Below are 22,860 nucleotides of genomic sequence, written 5' to 3' on the forward strand. Positions count from 1 at the left end.
AAAAAATAACTATGGAAGTAAATATGCTCAGTCGTGTAGCCGACGGGATGTTCTGGCTCAACCGATACATGGAAAGAACCGATGGAATGCTGCTTACCCTCAACACCCTTTACATCATGTCTTTTGATCAGGAAACGAATGATTATCAGGGATACAAACCATTGTTAAAATATTACACTGATTTATCTCCGGAATACATTGCCGAATTTCAGCATGACACTAATTTTGTGTTGAAATATGTCATTTGTGATAATAAAAACCTTAATTCCGTTCGGAATTTGATTACCAAAGCCCGGGAAAATGCAAGAGGTTCGCAGGATAAAATTACCAAAGAACTTTGGGAACACATCAACTCGATGTACCATTATATCAATGCCGCCGACTTGCCTAAAAGACTGGAAACCCCCGAAGCCATTAGTATTTTGGCCAAATTGAACAAAGATTTTTTGTTATACAATGGGATATTTCATGTTACCATGCCCAGAGGTTTGGGCTGGTGTTTTTCGAGCATTGGCAAACATATTGAACGATGTCTGCAAACTATTTCGATGACACAATCCTATTATGCACCTATTGAATACAATCTGGAAGGAAAAGAAGATTTATTGTATTGGAGAAAATTATTGTTGTCGCTGTCGGGTTACGAATTGTATCTGAAAAGCTATAGTAATATACCGCATAATCGAAAAGTAATCCAACATGTCATTTTCAACCCTGATTTTGCACATTCGGTAATATTTACGCTGGGTTTGATAGAAACCTATCTGGAATGTGTGTTTAGAAACAACAACCTGATGGAAGCACGTACGATGCGCAATCAATTTGGGCGACTTAAAAGCTACATAGAATATACTGACTACCATCACCTTAGCAATTATCAGTTAGAACAAGTATTAAAAAACACTAAAGATCAGCTGAATGATTTTTCGATGGATTTTTCAAAATTATTCTTTTCATATACCTAAACCACAATGGCAGTTTTTAACATCATCCATATTACCAAATACAAATACAACTTCGCTATCAAAGAGAGCATTAATGAAATACGCTTGTTTCCGCATCACTTTGAAAACCAGGATGTGTTGCAATACCAGCTTTTGATTACTCACAATCCCGATGTGGCTTATACAAATGATTATCATGGAAACAGGGTGGGCAACTTTAATATTTTAGAAGCCCATACCGAAATGACTATTGAATCCCGGATGCTGGTGCGTGTAAATCATTCGCTTAGAATTCCTGAAACTGAGGATACCAAAGCAGCCGATCTGGATTTTCACAATGATATTTATCTTTTACGTCTCTGCTATCCGGAAACCATCAGAAAGCAGCAGGAAATCATGGCTATTTTAAAAGAGATTGATTATGAAAACAAATCGATTGTTGACATTGCTTTTGACTGTAGCCAATACATTTACAACAATTTTACCTATACCAAAGGCATTACCAATATTGAAACAACAACAGATGAAATTTTAGGTCACCGCAAAGGTGTCTGTCAGGATTTTGCTCATGTGCTGTTACAGCTTTTAAGAACTGCCGGTATTCCGTCAAGATACGTCAGCGGTTATATTTGCCCTAACGAAAGCGGACTCAGAGGAGAAGGGGCTACGCATGCCTGGGTTGAAATTTATACCCCAAAACAAGGCTGGCTGGGTATTGATCCGACCAATAATATCTGGACTATGGACAATCATGTCAAACTCTCGGTTGGAAACAATTTTACCGATTGTACTCCTGTAAAAGGAACTTTCAAAGGGGTTTCTAAACAAACACTTTCGGTGTTTGTTTCTGTTGGTTATGAAGATGGACGTCACTTTGAAGAAATCAATGATGTGGAATTACAAAAAAATTCCATTGAATTTCAGCAACAATTACTGTATGCCGAACAACAGCAGCAATAAACGGTATTATTTTCAGACCTAAAAAAAAGCGAATCAGAAAAATATCCGATCCGCTTTTATTTTTATGTCAGCATCTACTAATTAGCCAGCCAGCCCTGTGGATTCATATAGGTTGTATTTTGAGATAAAATAAACTTAAGCACCGTTTTTCCGGTATCTCCACTGGTACGGATTCTGCCTAAATTTTGTTTGATACTTACTTTCTCTCCTGCAGATACATTCACAGAACTCAGGTTTTGATACACCGTAAAATAATCTCCATGCTGAATCATTACTGCTTTATTTACAGGAGTAATTAACCAGATACGGGATACTTCTCCTGCAAAAACAGCTCTGGCATTTGCTCCTTCATTAGTAGTGATTTCCAAACCACTATTGTGCACCACTAAGGTATTGTAAATAGGATGCGGCTGATCACCGTAGCCTAATGATATAAATCCTTTTTCTACCGGCCATGGTAATTTTCCACGGTTGGCTTTAAAATTATCGGCAATTATTTTGTCCTCAGGGGTCATCTCAATCCTTGAAGAAGAAACTGAGCCTCTGGAAACTGTTGCTTTTCCTGTGTCTGATTTTGATTTATCACCGCTGGCAGCAGCCTTAGCGCGTTCGGCAGCAGCTTTTCTGTTAGCCTCAGCAATAGCTTCCCGAATCAAACGGTTAATTTGGGCATCAATAGTTTTAGATTCTCTTTGTTTTTTTCGAATATCAGAAACAATCCTGTTCTTATCTTTTTTAATTGAATTGACCAGTTTTTCCTGTTCTTGCTTTTCTTCTACCAGAGCTAAACGTTCCTTTTTATTTTCTTCCAGAAGTTTTTGTTTGGCAATTTTCTGAAGCATTAATTTTTCATTAATACTAAGTAATTCTTTGGATTTCTTATTGATTTCTACTCCCTGTGATTTTCTAAAACTGGTATATTGTTTTAAATACTGCGCTCTTTTATAAGCCTGCAGGAAATTTTCGGAAGAAAGGATAAACATGGCACGGCTTTGCTCTGAACGGCTTTTGTATGAATTTACAATTTTCTTAGCGTAATCTTCTTTTAAAACTTTCAATTCCCGGTTGAGCTTGTTTATCTTAAGCTGGTTGCGATACATATCATCCGCTAAAAGCCGGGTTTGTTTTTCGGTGGTATTAATCAGATTCTCTTTCAGTCTGATTTTGTTTTTCTGAATCAAAAAAACATTCATCGCCGATTTTTCCTTTGACTTGACGTTTTGTAACATCTTTTCGTTATCTCTGATTTCTCTCTGAATCTGAGCTTTTCGTTGTTCTAACTTTTCTTGCTGCGACTGGCTCCACATGGTAGCAGTCAGGCATACAAATAACAGACTAAGGAAATATTTTGGCATCTTAAGAAATATTTTTTTGCAAATTTACTTAATTATTATTCTTTTGTAACCATCCGGAACGCTATATGGGAAAGAAAGTTCTTCATTAAATGAAACAGAATTGTAATTTAAGTTAATTTCCGTTTTCCCTTTAGGCTGTTCTGTTTTAATTTCAACACTAGCCGGCAAATTTGCTTCTTTATAAGCCACTCTCTCCGGATAACTAATCTGAATGCTTCTGTTTTTATCCGTCTGGCTTACCTGTTGTTTGTTTACCGTAAAATCATTTGGATTAAAATAGTAGCTTTTTTGTGTATTTCCGTTAGCAGCATCATCCAGACGATAAAGATTATCGAGTAAAATTTTAGTGTATTTCCCTTTATTCAAATCGTCCAGAGCTTCTCCGGTTAGCATATTCTGAATTTTATTATAATCCAAATCTGTTCCTAACCACTGGCTTAATGCAGTAAAATCACCTTCAAAATAAGTGCCTTTTATTTTTTCATAATAACTCACCGAAGTGGGAGTTATAGAAGCTTTAGCCATTGTTATTCCTAAAAAACGTATGCTGACCAGAATTTGCCGGTCTTTGTTTATTTTAATTTCTGCGGTTACATTCTGTGACTGTTTTTCATCCGTATAACGAGCACTGGCTTTGACGTATAATGTAGAAAAATCACTTTTATTGCTATAGTGATTGTCTATTATCCTTGCTGTCTTCATATCATCAACAGGTTCTGTAACCGTTGTGGAGATAACCGTGGCTTTAGGTTTACAGGAAACCATACCTATAACTACTAATAATACTATTATTCTTTTCATCTTACTTTTGTTTTTTTAATAATTCATTAGCCTTAGAAAAATAAAACTCTTTTTTAGAGGTATCCCCCAAACCATTATAGGATTCTCCTAACTGAATATAATAATTTATTTCTAATGTCGGGTTTTCTACTACATAATCCATGCCTGTTTCTAACATTTCTTTTGCTTTTTTAAATTCTTTCATTTGGTTATAGGCCAATCCGGCATAATAATAAAATTGTGGCTGTGCCGGATATAAATCTACCATATCAGAAGCAAACAGAGCTGTTTTTTGATATTCCCCGGATTGTAAATATACATCCAGCAAAAGTAAAGCTGTTTCAACATCAGCAGGGCTATTTTGTTTAAGCGCTAACTGATAGTATTTTATTGCCTTATCCCATTGTTTTTTATTATGATAATATTTACCTACTTCCTGACTTACATTCACATTTTTATCCTCATCAAAATAACCAATCGCTTTATCTAAATCAGCTGTAAATTGCGGGTTGCTATTGAGATAAATCAGAAATTCATTGAAAATACGGTGTTTTATTTTACTATCTATTTTAGAACTTGCCAGAACAATATTCATTGCTTTAATGGCTTTCTCGCTTTCATTTCGAACCAGATAACTTTTAAACAAACTCACTTGTGCCCATTCTGAATCCGGAATTTCCGTTTCTAACTGATGTGCTGTTGCCAGTACTTTTTCTAAATCATCCTTCTTAGAATAATAGTAAATAAGCGAAATATAATTTTCCTCTTCCTTTGGATACTTTTTAATTTGTTCCAGCAAGTTACTGATTTCCGCATCCTGATATTTCCCCTGCGATAAAATCTGCATTTTATAATTCTCTCTCCGTTCTGATTTACCAACGGTTTCATTTAATTCATTGATAAGAATCAGGGCTTTGTCAAATTCGCCCGTATTCATATAAAGCGATGTCAGATCTTCTTTGAATTTTTCATCCAGAGGAATCAGTCGGTTGATTATTTTAACCCCATCTTCATAATTTTTAGTAGCATAATCAACATCATACATCCCGATTAAAAACCACTTATTGGCTGGGTCTAATGTACTGGCTTTTTCAAAAGAAGAATAGGCATTTTTATAATCTTTTAAAGCCAGATAATTTTTACCTAATTCATGATAAATTGTTGCATTATCAGGTTCTAATTTCAGGCAACGTTCCAATGAAACAATAGCTTTGTCATAATTTTCGATAGCCTTTTGCTTTAAAGCTTCAAAAAAATAATCTTTAAATTTATTGTCTTCCAGCTTAATTTCTTCGGGTTCTGTTTGAGCCCATGACGCAGCCGGATTGCTGAGCAAAACGAACATTATCATTAAAGAAACAGCCTTTTTCATGGTAAAAAATTAGACGATTTTATATCTCAAAATTATTCTAACACGGAATAATCCCCAATACTGATGCTTGTAAAATTACCATCAAAACTAGCGTGATTACCAATCATAGCATTGTCTAAATTGGCATTTTTAATATGAGCATGTGTTTGCACCAAACTATTTTTAATACTACTGTCAATCACATGACAACCATTTCCTAAAGATACATTAGGACCTACCGTGGCATTAATCAACACCACATTTTCTCCAATAAAACAAGGTTCGATGATGGTTGAATTTTCTGTTTTTATATTTTTAGAAACCAGGTTTTCTTTGTCTTCTGCAAGAAAAGCCAGCATTCTGGAATTGGTTTCCACCGTAACATTTTTGTTGCCACAATCCATCCAGGCACTTACTTCTCCGGTTTTAAAGATTTTACCGTTAGCCATCATGTTTTTAATACCATCATTAATCTGGTATTCACCACCGTTTTGGATATTATTGTCTAAAACGTTTTGTAATTCCTGTTTTAAAACAGCAATATCTTTAAAGTAATAAATTCCAATAACCGCCAGATCACTTACAAACTCCTGTGGCTTTTCCACTAATTCGATGATTTCATTTTTATCATTTAATTTAACAACACCAAAAGCTTCCGGATTGTCAATTTGTTTGACCCATATTACTGCATCAGCAGTTGGATCCAATTCAAAATCAGCTCGGATTAAGGTATCTGCATAAGCAATTACTGCCGGACCCGACAGCGAATCTTTGGCACACATAATCGCATGACCTGTTCCCAAAGCTTCATTTTGGTAATAAATAGTTCCTTTTGCTCCTAATTTTTCGGCAATAGCAATTAAATCCTGCTCGACTTTTTCGCCAAAACTCTCGTGAATAATAAAAGCAACTTCTTCAATTTCCTGATTTAAAACACCGGCGATATCTTCTACTAAACGGTGTACAATAGGTTTTCCGGCAACCGGAATTAATGGTTTAGGAATAGTCAATGTATGTGGTCTAAGTCTGGAACCTCTTCCAGCCATTGGAACAATTATTTTCATATTTTATTTATTGAAAGATTAAAAAATTGAAAAATTGAAAGATTAAAAAATCTTTCAATCATTGAATCTTTAAATTATTAAATTTTATTTTACTCCGGTACTTCCAAATCCGCCGGCTCCTCTTGAAGTTTCTGATAATTCTTCTACTTCAGTCCATTCGGCGCGCTCGTGTTTGGCAATGATTAACTGTGCTATGCGTTCTCCGTTTTGAATCTCAAAAGCCTGATTGGATAAATTCACTAAGATCACGCCTATTTCGCCACGATAATCGGCATCAACTGTTCCGGGACTGTTTAACACTGTAATTCCGTTTTTAAACGCGAGTCCGCTTCTTGGTCGAACCTGAGCTTCGTAACCTATCGGCAATTCGATAAAAAGACCTGTTTTAACAATGGTTCTTTCTAATGGCTGTAAAGTTATCGATTCCGTTAAATTAGCTCTTAAATCCATTCCTGCCGAAGCTATAGTTTCATAGTTAGGCAAAGCATGCTGTGATTTATTGATGATATTAATTTTCATTCTTTTATTTTTATTAACGAACAAGTAAGCACTTATTCTACAGATTGTTTTTACGTTTAAGAATATTCAACAAAGTGGTTTTCTCATTATAATAAATAAAATAGAGAAACGAGAGTAACAGGGCAATTCCAACAAAATAATTTTGTCTGAAATAATAAAATGAAATTACCGAAAACAGTACAGACAATCCCAGATAACCACCTATTTTTTTAAAATCATAAGGAATAGGATAATATTTATTGCCCAGATAATAGGAAATCAACATCATACTTCCATAAGCAGCCAGTGTTGCAATCGCAGAACCCAAATAACTATGAGAAGGAATCAATAAAAAGTTAAGTACTAAGGTGATAATTGCTCCTACAATGGAAATATAAGCTCCAATATATGTCTTATCAATCAATTTGTACCAAACAGAAAGATTCGTATAAATTCCAAGACAGAAATTAGCCAGAATAATTAACGGAACTACTTTCATCGCCACCCAATAGGATTCGTCACGGATCATCAGCAATTTAAATAAATCAGCAAAAACGATAACGCTTAACATAATAAACGATCCAAAAATGACAAAATATTTTGTGACCATGGCATACGTCTGAGGCGCATTTTTATCCGAAGCATGACTAAAAAAGAAAGGTTCGATACCAAGGGTATATGCTGTGCGGTACAATACCATAAACAAACCTAATTTATAACAGGCGGAATATTCACCTACTGCATCTTCTGCAATATTTCTAGGTAATAATCGGTCGAGAAGAATTTTATCAAATTGTTCATTGATGGCAAAAGCGATTCCTGCTACCAAAATAGGCAACCCGTATACCATCATTTTTTTCCATAAACCAAAATCAAATTTCCATTTCAGGAACACATAATCCGGCGATAAAACTACAAAAGTCAATAAACTGGCAATAATATTTGCCAGAAAAATGTAACCGATTTGGAAATTTTCTATATAAAAAGAACTGATTAAACCGGTAGGATTTACTGCAGATAACTTAGGCAGATAAATCAAAAATAAAACGCTCAACAACAGGTTTACCAATACATTTCCAATTTTAATAATGGCATAAGTCATTGATTTTTGAAGCGCTCTTAACTTGGAAAACGGAATAATAACTAAGGCGTCTAATGCTAAAATCCAGATAGCATAACTAATGTACTGTGAATCAATCCCTGACCAGTCAGCTAAGCTCGTCCGGAATAAAAGTGCCGCAAATAAGAATACTAAAGTGGTCCAGAAAATAGAGACCATCGAAGTCTCAATCACTGTTTTCTTATTTTCTTCTTTATTATAAAATCTAAAAAAAGCGGTTTCCATTCCGTAAGCCAGAATCACATTGAAAAAAATCATCCAGGCAAATATGATAGTCACTTTTCCATACTCTGCTTTTGGAAGCAAATCGGTATAAAGCGGTACTAATAAGAAACTAAACATCCTGGGCAAAACCGTAGCTAGTCCGTAAATGGCTGTTTGTTTGAAAAGATTTTTATATAAACCCAAAATGATATGTCTTAATACTATTTAAAAAACAAAAATAACTAAATCTTTGGTTTAATTAACGCAGCTATGGAATCATTTGTTGCTCTTTTAAACAAGTTATTTTACAATAGTAACAAAACTTATTTTTTAGTTTGATACACACTATTTATAGTACTGAAACATCTGATGCAAATAATAAAAAGAGGGTAATCTTTACATATTTTGAAATTAAAATTATAAAAAAAACCTTTTGGATTTACTGTTCTTTACAAATGAAAAAAGTCCCGCAAATACGGGACTTTAAAATAATATTCTGAATAAATAACTATCCGTTTAAAGCTTCTGCTCCACCCACAATCTCTAAGATTTCGCTGGTAATTGCAGCCTGACGTGCTTTGTTGTATGTTAGTTTCAATTGATTTCTCAATGCAGTTGCGTTATCAGTAGCTTTGTGCATTGCCGTCATACGCGCACCATGTTCAGAAGCAAAAGAATCACGGATTCCTTTATACAATTGCATTTTTAATGATTTAGGAATCAAAGTCAAAACAATTTCTTCTTTTGATGGTTCGAAGATATAATCTCCGGCGGTAACATTTAAGTCTGATTTTACAGGCGCTAATGGTAAAAATTGTTCTGTCTGAACGATCTGAGTAGCGGCATTTTTAAACTGATTGTAAATCAATTCAATTCTGTCGTACTCTCCGCTAACAAATTTTTGCGTCAGTGTATCAGCAATAGCGGCAACATTATCAAAAGTCAAATTATCAAAAACCGTACTTTGGTTTTCAATAACTGTATTTGTTTTGCTTAAAATATCATTTCCTTTTTTACCTATAGCAAAAATATCCACTTGTTTTCCTGCATAATAGGCTGCACGGTTTTTAGCTTCTTTGATTGCATTTGTATTAAATGCACCTGCTAAACCTCTGTTAGAAGTTACCACTACAAGCAATACTCTGTTAATTTCACGTTGCGTAGTAAACTCTTCTCCAATTCCTCCCTCAAGAGTTGCAGAAAGGCTTTGTAATAATTCCGTTAATTTTTCGGCATAAGGGCGCATGGCTGTAATTGCATCCTGAGCTTTTTTAAGCTTGGCTGCAGATACCATTTTCATCGCCGATGTGATTTGCATCGTAGATGAAACGGAAGTAATTCTATTACGGATTTCCTTTAAATTTGCCATTTTTTATTAAGTAAATAGTAATAAGTGAATAGTGAATAGTCTAATTACTACTCCCTATTCACTATTCACTAGATTAGTTATATTTTGCTGAAACTTCTTTCGCTACAGTTTCAATTACATCTGTAATTTCGTCTGTTAATTTACCTGCTTTTAAAGCGTCAAGAGTTGGTCTGTGTTTTGCGTTTAGGAATTCTAAGAAATCTTTCTCGAATTCTTTTACTTTGTTCACAGGAACATTTCTCAATAAATTTTTAGATCCGGCATAGATAATTGCAACCTGATCTTCAACAGTATAAGGATCGTTCAAACCTTGTTTCAGGATCTCAACGTTTCTTTTTCCTTTTTCAATTACGTTTAATGTAACTGCATCAAGGTCAGAACCAAACTTAGCAAATGCTTCCAATTCACGGAATTGTGCCTGGTCTAATTTTAAAGTACCTGATACTTTTTTCATTGATTTAATCTGAGCATTACCTCCTACACGAGATACAGAAATACCTACGTTGATTGCAGGACGAACCCCAGAGTTAAACAAATCCCCATCAAGGAAAATTTGTCCGTCAGTAATCGAGATTACGTTTGTTGGGATATATGCAGAAACGTCACCAGCCTGAGTTTCGATAATTGGTAAAGCTGTTAATGAACCTCCACCTTTAACGATTCCTTTGATAGACTCTGGTAAATCGTTCATGTTTTTAGCAATTCCGTCATCAGCGATAACTTTACAGGCACGCTCTAACAAACGGGAGTGTAAGTAGAAAACGTCTCCAGGATAAGCCTCACGTCCCGGTGGTCTTCTTAATAAAAGAGAAACCTCACGGTAAGCCACAGCTTGTTTAGATAAATCATCATAAACAATCAAAGCCGGACGACCTGAATCTCTGAAATATTCTCCAATTGCAGCACCTGCGAAAGGAGCATAAACTTGCATTGGAGCAGGGTCAGAAGCATTAGCAGCAACGATAACTGTGTAAGCCATTGCGCCTTTTTCTTCTAACATTTTTGCAATTCCTGCTACTGTTGAAGCTTTTTGTCCAATAGCAACATAGATACAAAATACTGGTTTACCAGCATCATAAAATTCTTTTTGATTTAAGATAGTATCGATACAAACAGTTGATTTACCTGTTTGACGGTCACCAATAACTAACTCACGTTGTCCACGTCCAACAGGAATCATAGCATCAACCGCTTTAACACCTGTTTGTAATGGTTCAGTTACCGGTTGACGGAAAACTACTCCAGGAGCTTTTCTTTCTAATGGCATTTCGTATAATTCTCCACCGATAGGTCCTTTACCATCAATTGGTTGACCTAAAGTGTTTACTACACGTCCTACCATTTGTTCTCCTACTTTAAGAGAAGCAATACGTTGTGTTCTTTTAGCAGTAGAACCTTCTTTGATACCAGTTGATGGTCCTAAAAGTACCACCCCTACGTTATCTTCTTCTAAGTTCAATACAATAGCCTCAAGACCATTTTCAAATTCTACTAACTCTCCATATTGTACATTCGAAAGCCCGTAAATACGAGCAATACCATCTCCAACTTGAAGTACCGTTCCTACTTCCTCCAGCGTAGCGCCAGATTCAAAACCTTCTACTTGCTTTCTTAATATTGCTGAAATTTCAGCAGGTTTGATTTCCGCCATCTTAATTTATAATTTAGACACTTAATGTGCAATAAAACTAGTTACTTAATTCTTTTCTTAATACTTGTAATCGGTTAGCGATAGAAGCATTATACTGCTTATCACCTATAGTTAAAATAAATCCTCCAATGATTGCAGGATCTACTATATTTTTAATAGTCACTTTTTTATCTGACAAAGATGAAATTTTAGCTAAAACTTTAGCTTCTAAATCAGCATCCATCGGGATAGCAGTAGTTACCTTAGCTACTTCAATTCCATTGGCTTCATCAAATAAATTAGAATAGGCTACTGTAATAGCTTCCAGAATTTCAAATCTTTTATTCTCAAATAATAAATGAAATAATCCTTTGGTTACGCCATTGATTGTAGCAAAAACTTCTAATAATGCTTTTTCTTTTACGTCAACACTTATTGTAGGACTCTGAATAAAAGTATTTAACTCAGCGTTTCCTTTGATTGTTGAAGCAATTGAAATCATATCGTTATTTACCTCTTTAGCCACTCCTATCGAATCGGCCATATTAAGGATTGCTTTTGCGTAACGAATTGCTGCTCTTGTACCTGCCATAATATTAGTTTAGCTTTACGTCACCTAACATTTTCTCAACTAACTTAGTCTGAGCTTCAGTATTAGATAATTCTTCTTTCAATAATTTCTCTGCAATGCTTAATGATAATGAAGAAACCTGCAATTTCAATTCAGCCATAGCTGCATTTTTCTCGCTTTCAATTGCTGCTTTAGCCTGCTCGATCATTTTTGCTCCTTGCGCTTGTGCTTCAGTTTTAGCATCAGCAACCATTTTCTCTTTCATTTCACGGGCTTCTTTTAACATCGTATCACGCTCTGCTCTTGCCTCGTTTAAAATTCTTTGGTTATCAGCCTGAAGTTCCTGCATTTCTTTTCTAGCATTTTCAGCAGATTCTAATGCATTCTTAATTCCTTCTTCTCTTTCATTAACTGCATCAAGAATAGGTTTCCAAGCAAATTTTTTCAATAAAAATATTAATCCAACAAATATTAATACTTGCCAAAAAAACAAACCAAACTCAAACTGATTTATTAACTTTTCCATTATATATAATTCTAAGTTTTATATTCTAAATTTAATCTTATTGCAATGCTGCAATGTAATGTTTTAATTTTAAAAACAATAGTTACAACCAACCGTTGCAACTATTGCTCTTTTTAGTTTTAATTAAGCTGCGAATAAAGCCGCGAAACCAATACCTTCAATAAGTGCAGCAGCGATAAGCATAGCTGTCTGGATTTTTCCTGAAGCTTCTGGCTGACGTGCAATAGCGTCCATAGCAGAGCTACCAATTTTACCAATTCCGAAACCAGCTCCAATTACGATTAATCCTGCTCCAATGAAATTTAAACCTGTCATGATGTATATATTAAAAATTAAACATTCTTTTTTGAAAACTAAATGTTATTTATTATAAGTTAAACGTACAATGACTCATAACCCATAACTCATAACTTTTTAGTGGTGTCCTTCTTCGTGATGGTGTTCCTGAACGGCCGAACCAAAATAAAGTGCTGATAACATTGTAAAAATATATGCTTGTAAAAAGGCTACCAAAATTTCTAAGATAGACAAAGCAAATGCCAATCCAAAAGATAATGGACTTCCTATCCAGTTTTTAAAGACAAACATTAAAGCAATAATACTCATCAATACAATGTGCCCTGCAAAGATATTGGCATACAAACGAATCATTAATGAAAAAGGTTTGATAACAACACCTAATAACTCAATTGGTGCTAAAATGATACGCATTGGTTTTGGCACACCTGGCATCCAGAAAATGTGTCCCCAATAATGTTTATTAGCAGTAAAATTTGTAATTAAGAAAGTTAATAATGCTAAAGCAAATGTTATACTTAAATTTCCAGTAGCATTAATTCCTAGTGGTGTTAAACCAAAGATATTTAAGAACAATACAAAGAAGAATATTGTCAATAAATAACTCATGTATCTTTTATAGTGTTTCTCTCCAATGTTTGGGATTGCAATTTCGTCACGTATGTAAACTACAAGCGGTTCAAAGAATCGTCCTGCACCAGAAGCGATTCCTCCATTTTTAGCATACGATTTTGCTAAACTGGTGAAAACAAAAAACATTAAAATAGCAGCAGCAATAATTGAAACTACCGTTTTTGTAATTGAAAAATCAAGTGGACGAACATTAGTTGGGAAACCTGTTTTTTCATCTTCGTGAATAGTTCCTGAAGCATCAGTTTTATAGATTTTCCCGTCATGGTGATTTAACACATAATAGTTACCATTTGACTCAGCTACTTCTTCACCATGGTGAAAAGCAGCAGATGAAAAAATATGCAATCCTTCATCCCATAAAATAACAGGTAATGGAAATCCCCAGTGTTCTCCTGTTTTGTTATCCTGCGTTAATGTGAAATCATGAGAATCTAAAACGTGGTGACCTATAAAAGCTTTGTTTTTAGATTTATCATCAGTTGGTTCAGCGTGAGCTCCTTCATGGTGGCTTTCAGCTACTGCTTCGTGAGTATCTGCTTCTTTACCATGTTCAGCATCAACTTCTTGATTTGCAAAACTAATCAATGGAAGACACGCTAAAAATGCTACTAAAATCAATCTAAGTGGTCTCTTTAAAATCACCATAATTACAAAATATGTTATATTTACGTTTCTAAAATTTGGCGCAAAGGTACATTATTATTTTATATCTAAAAGGATATAAAAACATATTTTTTTTTAACCCTCAATAAAGCCTTGTTTTTATTGCTTTTCGCTTAATATTCTTATGGTTACAATGGTTTCTAATGTCAAAAAAAGAATAAATAACGCAAAAAAACTCATTTTCTCCGTTGCAATATCGTATTGTTTCGTATTCAAAATTGGCCTTAAAAGCAAATAATAAACTCCTAATTTGATACTGGTTAACAATAAAAACGACATGCCTACCTGATCAAAATTACGTTCTTTTATTTTTAATAAAATCAAAATAATTCCCAATGAAAGAATAAAAAAGACAGCATACAATTTTTCCAATGTATAATAAAATACCTCCTGATTGATTTCGAAAATATAAAAAACCAGTTTGTGTATTATATAAGACAGCAATACTGCAACTGTTAAAAACAGAAATGACTTATAATTTTTTAAAATCATGCTTTCCTTTTTGACAACAAAAATATTTTCTGAAAAATTAATCTTTGTCTTTATTTATCTCATTCACCTGTCTTATCACGTTGTATAATGCTAAGAACACACCTACCATCACTAAAACCTTATTATAATATATTTTTGGATGGGGGTGATTTTCATCCAGCCAATTTCCTAAATAAGAGAACAGAAAAATAATTACTCCCATCTGGATGGGAATATTTATCAATGCGAGCCACTTAGCGGATTTTTTATTGTTGGGTTTCTTTTCCATCAGTTAACAGCTTTACATTTTCTTTCATACTGCAGGAAGCACTAAAATCAGCTCCGGGTTCCACTGCCAGTTTGCCTACTGTTACCTCACCATAAATACTGGCTTTAGATTTTACATTTAATAATTCTGTAACCTGAATTACACCGTTAAATTTTCCTTCAATATCGGCATTATTACAACTTATATCTCCTGTAACACTTCCGGTGGGACCAATAACGAGTTTGCCCGCAGATTGAAAATTACCTATTAATTCGCCATCTAATCTAAAATCAGCTTTAGAAATAATATCTCCTTTTATCACAGTTCCTTCGACTATTCTGTTGGTTTTGCCTAAAAGTTCGGTATAGGGTTTCTCTTTTTTATTAAACATTGTTATTCTTTTTTTGCTTCTAAATACGAATTTAGATTTTTCTTGATTTGGATTATTTTATAATTTTCGTTCGAAATAATGATAGCCGGAGTGGCTATTTTATAAGCCGGATCTTCTTTTAAAAGCTGTGCTACGCTCACCGCATATTCCTGTGTTGTAATTCCCTGAATAATTACAAAACCTTCTTTAGTATCATAAGAATTGAAAGCTAAACTCAGTTTCTGAGCATTCTCAGCATTCATAAACTTAGTGATTTTTTCTTCGATGGCTTTTTTGTCATCCACAGCATCTAAAGCTAAGGGATATACTATTTTCCAATGAGCTGATGTTTTAAAATCAAAATCCATTTTTTCTAATAGCGGAATCTGTTCTGCTAAAATAGTATTCGCTTTTTTCCCTTCGTCAGAATTAGGATAATTATCAGCTACAAACTCTAATGCCTTTTTATAAGCACTTAATCCCTGTACTTTCCCGATAGCATTTGCTTTTAAAAGCTCTAATTTAGGCAGCACTTCTTCTCCCGAAAACTGATTGATTAAACCATCTATCTTCTCTAAAACAGCACTAAATTCCTCATTTGCATATTGCTGATATAATTTTTGATAAATTACATCAGGACTACCTTCCTCGACGATTATATTTTCGTTTCCTAAAATTTTTGCGTAACGCGAATCGGGATATTGAGTTATAATTTTGTTTTTAAAAGATTCGGCTCTGTCTGCATCTGTAATCTGATAAATTTTATACAAATTATATAAAGCAGGGAGTACTATTTTTTCTTCGGGGTGGTATCCTAACAACAGCTCTAATTTACTGGCAGCTAAATCATATTCTTTAAACTTTTCTTTATAAATCACACCTAACTGATAATAGGAATCATTACGTTCTTTTGCAATACTGTCAATTGCCGTCTTTGAAGTGGGAAGCTGTCCTAAATAAAAATCAGCCTGGTATCTTGGATTTACTTCTTTTTCCTTTATTGAATCCGGAGAAATTTCTTTTTGTGCGACTATTGAAGTATCTTTTGCAAAAGCATCATTAGTATTGATATTAGACGGAGAAGATAGTCTCCAATAACCGGAAGCTGTACGCTTTCCCCAGTTTTTCTTAAACGCCACTTTCCCAAAAGATACTGTTGTGGGATTATAAAAATAAAAAGTATTATCCGCCTGAAGAGCGGTCATCGATGGTGGCGTAAATGCGGGTTTAGGCATTGCATTTCCATTGGCCGAAACAGCTACATCGGCAGTTGTAGCCAGACTGTTTCTCTGTATATTTTTTTGCTTCTCGGCTTCTTTTTCTTCTAAAATTCTTTGCGCTTCATCTTGTTGCTTTATTTTTTCAATATAAGCGTCAAAATAAGCCACTTTTTCGGATTCCGGTAATCCAACTACATGAAGAATACTATCATTTCTAACCGCTATGGCTTCATACAAAATAACTTCATCCAGATTTTTACGTACTTTTTCAATTTTTATAAATTCTCTGGTTTTTGGATTCAGTTTTACTAATGTGCTGTCATAGTATTTTGCAGCTATGGGATAACTGGCTTTTTTAAAATACATGTCTCCAATATTTCTGTAATTGGAAGCCATTAAATAAGTATCTGTTTTAGCATAATCCAAAGAAGCATTGTAATATTCTAAGGCTCGTTCATCCCTGCCTTGTTTATCATAAAAAATGCCCATTTGGTGATTTAAAACATCCAGAAAAGGACGATTTTCACGATTTTCCAAAAGTTTATGGTACTTTTCATCAAAAGCAAATTTATCGCCATTTTGATAATCAAACAGCTGTGCCAGTCTCACGTGAGATTGCATCATGTATTTCCTGTCTGCTTTTCGGTTCATTTTAATAACGGCTTCATAATAAGCACGTGCCTGATCATTCTCTCCTTTTTCCTGATACAATTGTCCTAATATAAAACGGTATCTGGCTTTTTCATTATTATGTTTGCTGAAATTCACCGCTTTTTGCAGTTTGACAATGGCGCTGTCTTTTTCTTCTAAATTTAAAAATGCCGAAGCCAGAAGCGCATTGGCATCAGCCATAACCTGTTTTTCGAGTTGGTGCTCATTGAGCATCTTACTAATATTCTTTACAACTAACGCATCATTACCCAGACGCATATTGGTTTTTTCCCGCCATATTTTAGCTTCATAAATTCTGCTGCTGTTAGGATATTTATATAAAATATAATTAAAAGCGTCCAGCGCAGGAATAAACCGTTTATCATAATAACGGGATTTTCCTAAAAGTAAATAAGCTTCGTCTATTTGCGAATTGCGTTCTCTTCCTCCAATATTCATCGAATGTTTCTGAATGGCTTTGGTAGCTTTTTCTTCGGCTTTAGCAAAATCAGCATTTTTAGTAGTATCAGCCACAACATCTTCATCAATGTTCATGGCTTCGACAGGAAGAGTTTCCCAAAAATCATCCTGATTACCGGCTTCAATTCCTTTGATTCCTTTGTCTAATGCTATTTGCCCGTTGTATAAAATATTATATTTTGTACTTAAAGCATGTGAATTTCGAGCCAAAAAAGTATTATTTCTGGTAGAACAAGCTACCAAAATACACAAACACCCTAATGGAATTGAATATTTAAATCTGTTGGTTTTCAATGATTCGCAGTTTTTATCATTAAACTTTTAAAAAATTTTTTTAGTATAATGACTGGTAAAAATACTCTTTTTTTAAAATATAAAAACTTATACAGCAAAAAACGCTTCCAGTTCCTGTAATGTTTCTTTTGAAGTCTGAATGTCTTTTACAATTTCTCCTTTGTGCAACGCTACAATCCGGTCACAAACTTCAACTGTATGCTGTAAATCATGACTGGAAACTAATATTGTAACATTAGGCTTATCAGCTAATTTTTTGATTATTTTTTTCAGCCGGCTTACGGTAGTTGGATCTAAATTAGCAAAAGGTTCATCTAAAATAATTACATCAGGATTACCAATAAGTGTGGCAATTATCCCCACTTTCTTCTGATTTCCTTTAGAAAGGTCACGCAGGTACTTTTTATTATTTAAAATTTCTCCGTTAAAAAAATCTTCGTGTTCATTAAGCAGTGCATCTACATCCGCTTTATTCTGATGACGTAAATCGCCTATAAAGTAGAAATATTCTTCCGGAGTTAAATAACCAATAAGAAAACTTTCGTCTAAAAAAGAAGCGGTAAACGATTTCCAGTCTTCACTTGTATTTACCTGAATGCTATTATTTTTAATATTTCCTGTTGATGGCTGAATCAAATCCAGTAACAAACTGAAAAAAGTGGTTTTTCCCGCGCCATTGTTTCCTACTAATCCAAAACTCTGACCTTTAGGAATTTCCAGATTACTGATATTCAAAACGGTAGTTCCGTTGTATTTTTTTGAGAGTTGATTTACTGCTATCATGATAATTTTTCAGATTATATTGTTATTAGAGGGAGAGACCGTAGGTATGATAAGTCACTAATTAATTTTTTTGTTTGTAAGCATTAATGGTACTGTATTTCTCAATTATATATCTCTTTTCAATAATTGAAAATACTTTATTTCTAAAAACAAATCCAAGAATTCCCGCTCCTGCAACTAAGGCTAATGCTATAGTTTTATTGCCAAAATGAAATCCTGCCCAATACAATAATAAAGGCAATAAAAGTTTGGGTAACGTTAACAGCATGGTATGGATATTGAAGGCTTTTTTATCACCAAAAGCACCGCTGTTACTGGTTAGGTCAATTGGTGTTTTTATGAATGCACCTCCTAGAAGCACAACATGCGAGTTGACCCCGATATTGTAGATTGCCCCCACAACAATGGTCAGGTAAGTTTCCATTCCGTACAAAAGATAGAAGGAAGCCAGAATGGTTGAAATAAATGTAGCAATAACTATCAGCCACCATTTTGAAGTAATATAGCCGCGATAGGGAATATTTTGTGTCATCATTAATTGGTAATAGGAGCTATCCCAACTGGGTACAAATTGTCCAAACACAAATAAGAATCCGCCCGAAACAAAAATACCTGCAAAAATATGCATGAAGTACGGTTGATGTGCCTTTCCGAAAAACAGCAATCCGTAAAATAAAAAAAGAACACTCATTAAAATAGTGGTTTTGGATCTTTTATTTCTCCTGATTAATTTGATATCATTTTTAAGAAATGTTCCTAAAACACCAAACTGATTCAGCCAGGTAAGATTTTCGGTCTTGGCAACAATTTCTTTCTTAGCCAGTCCTGCATCTAAATATAAATTGTTACTAAAATATTTAAAGGTCAGATTATATAACACTATTAGTATTATGCCCGGAATCAAAAACATCCATTTTGTTTCATAAATTCCTTGAAAAAACGGAGTTGTAAAAGTAGTAATATCAAATAACTCATAATACTGAGCCATCACTAAACCCGCAAACAATACGATAAAAATACTACATAATTTATCGATATTACTCAGAATGATATTAACAAAATTATTGATGTACACCAAACTCAGGCAAGCCAGAAACCATAACACAATCCCAGTTATATCATATCCTTCTATGACCAAAACAATTGAAAAAGGCAGAAAAAAAAGATAATGAATCCCATTAAAGAAAGACAAAGCCGTTTTCCCTAAAGAAAAATGAATAATTGTTGGTTTTTTAAAAGGTAAAATCAAAAGCGGTTTTATATTCAGAACCGGAATTTTCTGCATGAATAAACGCATTATCAAATCCAACAAAAAATAATAAATCAAAAATTTATTGATAGTCGCCAGAGGTTCAAGATTACTCTTTTTTAATATATAAAAAGCCCCAACTCCAATTGCGACAAAAAGGACTGAAAAATAAGCTACCAGAAAACCTATTATAATTTTCATCACTAAATTAGTACCAAATGAGGCTGACCTTATAAAAGCCTTCCATTCGAGATAAATAAATTTTTTAATCATGGTTATTTGATTTTTTGGTTGCGTACAAAATCAAATGTAAGAAGATATTTTAGTGAAAAGTTAAAAAAAATAATTTAGTGTCTTTCTTTTAACCGTCGTTTGCTACTTTTGCATAAAATATTAATAACATGCCTTCATTTTTAAAACTCCTTATAAAAGAAGTTAGAAGAGAAACTGCCGCTGCCGTTTCAATACTTTTTAATGTCCCTGCGGAATTAAAAGACGATTATAAATTTATTGCAGGACAATATGTAAACATTCGTCTAACTCTGGACGGAGAAGAAATTCGTCGTGCCTATTCTATATGTTCTTCGCCGGAAAGCGGCGAATTACGAATTGCTGTAAAAGCGGTTAAAGATGGTAAATTTTCTCAATTTGCCCGCACAAAATTAAAAGCAGGTGATGTTCTTGAAGTAGGCAAGCCAGAAGGTAAATTTACTTTTGAACCCGACGCTAACAGACAAAAAAACTATGTTGCTTTTGCTTCCGGAAGCGGAATCACACCGGTTTTATCTATTTTAAAATCGGTTTTAAAAAGCGAACCTAAGAGTTCTTTTGTACTGGTTTACGGAAATAAATCGCCGGAAGAAACTATTTTTCATCAGGAATTACATGATTTGCATTTGCAGTATGTAAACCGATTATTTGTTCATTATGTTTACAGTCAGGTTAAAGCTGATGAAGCTTTGTTTGGAAGAATAGACAAATCGGTGGTGAATTATGTTCTGAATAACAAACACGCCGCACTTGAGTTTGAAAAATTCTATTTGTGTGGTCCTGAGCAGATGATTGAAACTGTATCAGGGATTCTGAAAGAGAAAAATGTAAAAGAATCAGCTATTAAATTTGAGCTTTTTACTTCTTCAGTTCATGAAAATGAAATTAAAGAATTATCCGGTCATACAAAAATTACTGTTATGGTGGATGATGAAGAAACCTCTTTTGAAATGTCACAAAAGCAAACCATTCTGGATGCAGCATTAAAACAAGGAATTGATGCGCCTTATTCCTGTCAGGGCGGAATTTGCAGCAGCTGTCTTTGCCGCGTAACCGAAGGAAGCGCAGAAATGAAGAAAAACTCTATCCTAACCGATAAAGAAATTGCCGATGGATTAATCCTGAGCTGTCAGGCACACCCAACATCTGATACGATTTATGTAGATTTTGATGATGTATAATACAATTTCAGATTTTAGAATGTAGATTTTAGATTCATCCTAATGATAACGAAAACTTCTCTGAAAAGGGAAGTTTTTTTGTTTTAAGAAAGGTGACGTTTGAATCAACAGCAAACGAATAGCTCTTTAGACTGACAAACAAATAATCCAACTCTTTATAATCACTAAGCGGACTTTTATTATATTCAGGAAGAATCCTTCACTTTTTGTGAAATTAAAATATAAAGTAACAGAGACAATCAAAAAAATTATTTTAAACACCCAATAATTTAGTATTTTTGTATAAAACAATAATTATCATGGATTTACAAACTAGAAAAATTGAATTTGTACAAGAGTTTCTTAAACTTCAAAGCGAAGAATTAATTGCTCAGTTTGAAAATTTATTGAAAAAGGAAACTCAAAAACAACTAAAACCCATGTCGGTAATTGAGTTAAACTCTAGAATTAACCAATCAGAAGACGATTTTAAGAATGGGAAGTTCAAAACGAGTGACGAACTTTTATCCAAATACAAATAATTTCAATTATTCATATTATGAAATCCATTCGGGAAATATTCAGGAACAATCCTTCGCTTCTGGACGAACCGGAAGTACAGCAGCTTATAAACTATTGCGAAGAATTACAGGATGAAATTGTAGAGTTCAAATTTAAAAAAACAGACAATAAAGAACTTGCTATGCTCGATATGCTTAAAGAAGTTAGTAAAGGCTGTAATACTTTTGAAAAGGAGCAAATGGAGCATGAACGTTTTGGTTATCCGGCACCCAATTATCAGGAAACTATTTCGAATCTAAAAAATTACATTTATAGTAGATGTAGAGACGAGAAAATATATTTATAAAAAATCCCAACTTCATAAAAATTGGGATTTGGAATTTATTAAAGGAAAGCATTCCACAAGAACATATTCTTTTGTCTTTGAATTTCTTCTTTCTGATCACCATCGCTGTACCAATTTTTTAATTTATCTTCAAAAATGGCTTTTAACTCTTTAAAATCATAGGTTTTTTTAGCAGTGATGGGTTTTATTTCCGCTGCGTTGGCAAAAGATACATCTACTTTTGTCGCAATATAGGAAGTATATAGTCGCGGTACAGTAAGTCCCAAAATCATTCCCGGTAAACCATTGATAGAACAGGGACCACCTGAAATGGTAATATCATCGGTATAAAAAGCAAAAACATACACGTCATCCATTATTTTACCTACAGCTTTCCGGCAATTATATCCGGCAATTTCTCTGTTTTCATTGGTAATCTTCCACTCAATTTTACTGATACTGTCAACTATAACAAAATTAGTTCCTACTATTTGTTTTTGCATATTCATCATCCCGGCATTAAAATCAAAATACCAGCTGTTTTCTTCATCTGCATCTTTCAGATATTTTGGAATTCTTGTTTTAGGACTCCATCTGTCAAATTTAAAAATGCTTTTATTATCGGTAAAAGTATAATTGAAATACGAAATTTTAAGATCCGAAAGGTTGTCTTTCATCATTTCGTCCCAGCTGTCATTGCTCATCGTTTTTTTGAGATTCGTACTTACTTCGTATTCAATAACAGCTTTATTTACAAATTGCTGCGCATTTGATATTATTGTAAAAAAAAGCACCGTAATAAAAAAAAGTATTGTTTTCATAGGACTATTTT

General features: G+C 33.9%; 24 protein-coding genes. 5 read left to right on the forward strand and 19 right to left on the reverse strand.

Annotated elements, in window-relative coordinates:
• The first annotated feature begins 11 nt into the window (after window positions 1–11).
• On the forward strand, window positions 12–965 hold the full coding sequence (locus ACSV4D_RS02685) for an alpha-E domain-containing protein (RefSeq protein WP_408080234.1): 954 nt from the start codon (window positions 12–14) through the stop codon (window positions 963–965).
• A 6-nt stretch (window positions 966–971) separates the two neighbouring features.
• Window positions 972–1,904, forward strand: coding sequence for a transglutaminase family protein (locus ACSV4D_RS02690; protein ID WP_439227039.1), 933 nt, complete (start codon window positions 972–974; stop codon window positions 1,902–1,904).
• Window positions 1,905–1,981: 77 nt separating this feature from the next.
• On the opposite strand, the gene ACSV4D_RS02695 is transcribed toward ACSV4D_RS02690, so the two are convergent.
• From ACSV4D_RS02695 to ACSV4D_RS02780, 18 genes are all read right to left on the reverse strand, one after another.
• Window positions 1,982–3,259 (reverse strand): murein hydrolase activator EnvC family protein, encoded by a 1,278-nt coding sequence (locus ACSV4D_RS02695; RefSeq protein WP_439227040.1) that lies wholly within the window; start codon window positions 3,257–3,259, stop codon window positions 1,982–1,984.
• A 24-nt stretch (window positions 3,260–3,283) separates the two neighbouring features.
• Window positions 3,284–4,060, reverse strand: a complete 777-nt coding sequence (locus ACSV4D_RS02700; RefSeq protein WP_408080240.1) for a DUF4292 domain-containing protein — start codon at window positions 4,058–4,060, stop codon at window positions 3,284–3,286.
• A 1-nt stretch (window position 4,061) separates the two neighbouring features.
• Window positions 4,062–5,411, reverse strand: coding sequence for a tetratricopeptide repeat protein (locus ACSV4D_RS02705; RefSeq protein WP_439227041.1), 1,350 nt, complete (start codon window positions 5,409–5,411; stop codon window positions 4,062–4,064).
• A 32-nt stretch (window positions 5,412–5,443) separates the two neighbouring features.
• On the reverse strand, window positions 5,444–6,454 hold the full coding sequence (locus ACSV4D_RS02710; protein WP_439227042.1) for a sugar phosphate nucleotidyltransferase: 1,011 nt from the start codon (window positions 6,452–6,454) through the stop codon (window positions 5,444–5,446).
• Window positions 6,455–6,538: 84 nt separating this feature from the next.
• On the reverse strand, window positions 6,539–6,973 hold the full coding sequence (gene dut, locus ACSV4D_RS02715; protein ID WP_439227043.1) for a dUTP diphosphatase: 435 nt from the start codon (window positions 6,971–6,973) through the stop codon (window positions 6,539–6,541).
• A 37-nt stretch (window positions 6,974–7,010) separates the two neighbouring features.
• Window positions 7,011–8,480, reverse strand: coding sequence for an oligosaccharide flippase family protein (locus ACSV4D_RS02720; protein ID WP_439227044.1), 1,470 nt, complete (start codon window positions 8,478–8,480; stop codon window positions 7,011–7,013).
• Window positions 8,481–8,784: 304 nt separating this feature from the next.
• On the reverse strand, window positions 8,785–9,645 hold the full coding sequence (gene atpG, locus ACSV4D_RS02725) for an ATP synthase F1 subunit gamma (protein WP_439227045.1): 861 nt from the start codon (window positions 9,643–9,645) through the stop codon (window positions 8,785–8,787).
• Window positions 9,646–9,718: 73 nt separating this feature from the next.
• Window positions 9,719–11,296 carry a F0F1 ATP synthase subunit alpha gene (gene atpA / locus ACSV4D_RS02730; protein WP_408080252.1) on the reverse strand — a complete coding sequence of 526 codons (1,578 nt, stop codon included), beginning with the start codon at window positions 11,294–11,296 and terminating at the stop codon, window positions 9,719–9,721.
• A gap of 37 nt (window positions 11,297–11,333) precedes the next feature.
• On the reverse strand, window positions 11,334–11,867 hold the full coding sequence (gene atpH / locus ACSV4D_RS02735) for an ATP synthase F1 subunit delta (RefSeq protein WP_408080254.1): 534 nt from the start codon (window positions 11,865–11,867) through the stop codon (window positions 11,334–11,336).
• Window positions 11,868–11,871: 4 nt separating this feature from the next.
• A complete protein-coding gene (locus tag ACSV4D_RS02740) occupies window positions 11,872–12,372 on the reverse strand; it encodes a F0F1 ATP synthase subunit B (protein ID WP_408080256.1) in 501 nt (166 codons plus the stop codon).
• Between the two features lie 123 nt (window positions 12,373–12,495).
• On the reverse strand, window positions 12,496–12,687 hold the full coding sequence (gene atpE, locus ACSV4D_RS02745; RefSeq protein WP_439227046.1) for an ATP synthase F0 subunit C: 192 nt from the start codon (window positions 12,685–12,687) through the stop codon (window positions 12,496–12,498).
• A 99-nt stretch (window positions 12,688–12,786) separates the two neighbouring features.
• Window positions 12,787–13,947: a F0F1 ATP synthase subunit A gene (gene atpB / locus ACSV4D_RS02750; protein ID WP_439227047.1), complete on the reverse strand. Its 1,161-nt coding sequence runs from the start codon at window positions 13,945–13,947 to the stop codon at window positions 12,787–12,789.
• Window positions 13,948–14,064: 117 nt separating this feature from the next.
• The gene (locus ACSV4D_RS02755; protein ID WP_408080260.1) at window positions 14,065–14,457 is read right to left on the reverse strand and encodes a hypothetical protein; all 393 of its coding nucleotides are present in this window, start codon (window positions 14,455–14,457) and stop codon (window positions 14,065–14,067) included.
• A gap of 37 nt (window positions 14,458–14,494) precedes the next feature.
• The gene (locus ACSV4D_RS02760; RefSeq protein WP_408080262.1) at window positions 14,495–14,725 is read right to left on the reverse strand and encodes an AtpZ/AtpI family protein; all 231 of its coding nucleotides are present in this window, start codon (window positions 14,723–14,725) and stop codon (window positions 14,495–14,497) included.
• On the reverse strand, window positions 14,703–15,095 hold the full coding sequence (locus tag ACSV4D_RS02765) for a bactofilin family protein (RefSeq protein WP_439227048.1): 393 nt from the start codon (window positions 15,093–15,095) through the stop codon (window positions 14,703–14,705). Before ACSV4D_RS02765 ends, ACSV4D_RS02760 begins: the two co-directional genes overlap by 23 nt.
• Before the next feature lie 2 nt (window positions 15,096–15,097).
• Entirely contained in the window at window positions 15,098–17,719 is a 2,622-nt protein-coding gene (locus ACSV4D_RS02770; RefSeq protein WP_439227049.1) for a tetratricopeptide repeat protein, read from the reverse strand.
• Between the two features lie 87 nt (window positions 17,720–17,806).
• Window positions 17,807–18,502, reverse strand: coding sequence for an ABC transporter ATP-binding protein (locus tag ACSV4D_RS02775; protein WP_439227050.1), 696 nt, complete (start codon window positions 18,500–18,502; stop codon window positions 17,807–17,809).
• 61 nt (window positions 18,503–18,563) lie between these two features.
• Window positions 18,564–20,024: a DUF5687 family protein gene (locus tag ACSV4D_RS02780; protein WP_439227051.1), complete on the reverse strand. Its 1,461-nt coding sequence runs from the start codon at window positions 20,022–20,024 to the stop codon at window positions 18,564–18,566.
• Between the two features lie 128 nt (window positions 20,025–20,152).
• Between ACSV4D_RS02780 and ACSV4D_RS02785 the strand changes: the two genes are divergently transcribed.
• The 3 genes from ACSV4D_RS02785 (at window position 20,153) to ACSV4D_RS02795 (ending at window position 22,049) form a co-directional block, all read left to right on the forward strand.
• Window positions 20,153–21,202: a 2Fe-2S iron-sulfur cluster-binding protein gene (locus tag ACSV4D_RS02785; RefSeq protein WP_439227052.1), complete on the forward strand. Its 1,050-nt coding sequence runs from the start codon at window positions 20,153–20,155 to the stop codon at window positions 21,200–21,202.
• Between the two features lie 299 nt (window positions 21,203–21,501).
• A complete protein-coding gene (locus ACSV4D_RS02790; RefSeq protein WP_439227053.1) occupies window positions 21,502–21,723 on the forward strand; it encodes a hypothetical protein in 222 nt (73 codons plus the stop codon).
• A 17-nt stretch (window positions 21,724–21,740) separates the two neighbouring features.
• Window positions 21,741–22,049, forward strand: coding sequence for a hypothetical protein (locus ACSV4D_RS02795; RefSeq protein WP_439227054.1), 309 nt, complete (start codon window positions 21,741–21,743; stop codon window positions 22,047–22,049).
• Between the two features lie 38 nt (window positions 22,050–22,087).
• On the opposite strand, the gene ACSV4D_RS02800 is transcribed toward ACSV4D_RS02795, so the two are convergent.
• Window positions 22,088–22,849, reverse strand: a complete 762-nt coding sequence (locus ACSV4D_RS02800; RefSeq protein ID WP_439227055.1) for a GLPGLI family protein — start codon at window positions 22,847–22,849, stop codon at window positions 22,088–22,090.
• Window positions 22,850–22,860 lie beyond the last annotated feature (11 nt).

Origin of the sequence: Flavobacterium sp. ARAG 55.4 (genome assembly GCF_051846875.1) — a bacterium.
Classification (GTDB): Bacteria; Bacteroidota; Bacteroidia; order Flavobacteriales; family Flavobacteriaceae; genus Flavobacterium; species Flavobacterium plantiphilum.

Coding starts and splice junctions, on each gene's coding strand:
- ACSV4D_RS02700 (WP_408080240.1), bottom strand. CDS start 4,060: ATGAAAAGAATAATAGTATTATTAGTAGTTATAGGTATGGTTTCCTGT.
- ACSV4D_RS02780 (WP_439227051.1), bottom strand. CDS start 20,024: ATGATTAAAAAATTTATTTATCTCGAATGGAAGGCTTTTATAAGGTCA.
- atpH (WP_408080254.1), bottom strand. CDS start 11,867: ATGGCAGGTACAAGAGCAGCAATTCGTTACGCAAAAGCAATCCTTAAT.
- ACSV4D_RS02760 (WP_408080262.1), bottom strand. CDS start 14,725: ATGGAAAAGAAACCCAACAATAAAAAATCCGCTAAGTGGCTCGCATTG.
- atpB (WP_439227047.1), bottom strand. CDS start 13,947: ATGGTGATTTTAAAGAGACCACTTAGATTGATTTTAGTAGCATTTTTA.
- ACSV4D_RS02685 (WP_408080234.1), top strand. CDS start 12: ATGGAAGTAAATATGCTCAGTCGTGTAGCCGACGGGATGTTCTGGCTC.
- ACSV4D_RS02710 (WP_439227042.1), bottom strand. CDS start 6,454: ATGAAAATAATTGTTCCAATGGCTGGAAGAGGTTCCAGACTTAGACCA.
- ACSV4D_RS02695 (WP_439227040.1), bottom strand. CDS start 3,259: ATGCCAAAATATTTCCTTAGTCTGTTATTTGTATGCCTGACTGCTACC.
- ACSV4D_RS02740 (WP_408080256.1), bottom strand. CDS start 12,372: ATGGAAAAGTTAATAAATCAGTTTGAGTTTGGTTTGTTTTTTTGGCAA.
- ACSV4D_RS02690 (WP_439227039.1), top strand. CDS start 972: ATGGCAGTTTTTAACATCATCCATATTACCAAATACAAATACAACTTC.
- ACSV4D_RS02705 (WP_439227041.1), bottom strand. CDS start 5,411: ATGAAAAAGGCTGTTTCTTTAATGATAATGTTCGTTTTGCTCAGCAAT.
- dut (WP_439227043.1), bottom strand. CDS start 6,973: ATGAAAATTAATATCATCAATAAATCACAGCATGCTTTGCCTAACTAT.
- atpE (WP_439227046.1), bottom strand. CDS start 12,687: ATGACAGGTTTAAATTTCATTGGAGCAGGATTAATCGTAATTGGAGCT.
- ACSV4D_RS02795 (WP_439227054.1), top strand. CDS start 21,741: ATGAAATCCATTCGGGAAATATTCAGGAACAATCCTTCGCTTCTGGAC.
- ACSV4D_RS02755 (WP_408080260.1), bottom strand. CDS start 14,457: ATGATTTTAAAAAATTATAAGTCATTTCTGTTTTTAACAGTTGCAGTA.
- ACSV4D_RS02800 (WP_439227055.1), bottom strand. CDS start 22,849: ATGAAAACAATACTTTTTTTTATTACGGTGCTTTTTTTTACAATAATA.
- ACSV4D_RS02765 (WP_439227048.1), bottom strand. CDS start 15,095: ATGTTTAATAAAAAAGAGAAACCCTATACCGAACTTTTAGGCAAAACC.
- atpA (WP_408080252.1), bottom strand. CDS start 11,296: ATGGCGGAAATCAAACCTGCTGAAATTTCAGCAATATTAAGAAAGCAA.
- atpG (WP_439227045.1), bottom strand. CDS start 9,645: ATGGCAAATTTAAAGGAAATCCGTAATAGAATTACTTCCGTTTCATCT.
- ACSV4D_RS02775 (WP_439227050.1), bottom strand. CDS start 18,502: ATGATAGCAGTAAATCAACTCTCAAAAAAATACAACGGAACTACCGTT.
- ACSV4D_RS02790 (WP_439227053.1), top strand. CDS start 21,502: ATGGATTTACAAACTAGAAAAATTGAATTTGTACAAGAGTTTCTTAAA.
- ACSV4D_RS02785 (WP_439227052.1), top strand. CDS start 20,153: ATGCCTTCATTTTTAAAACTCCTTATAAAAGAAGTTAGAAGAGAAACT.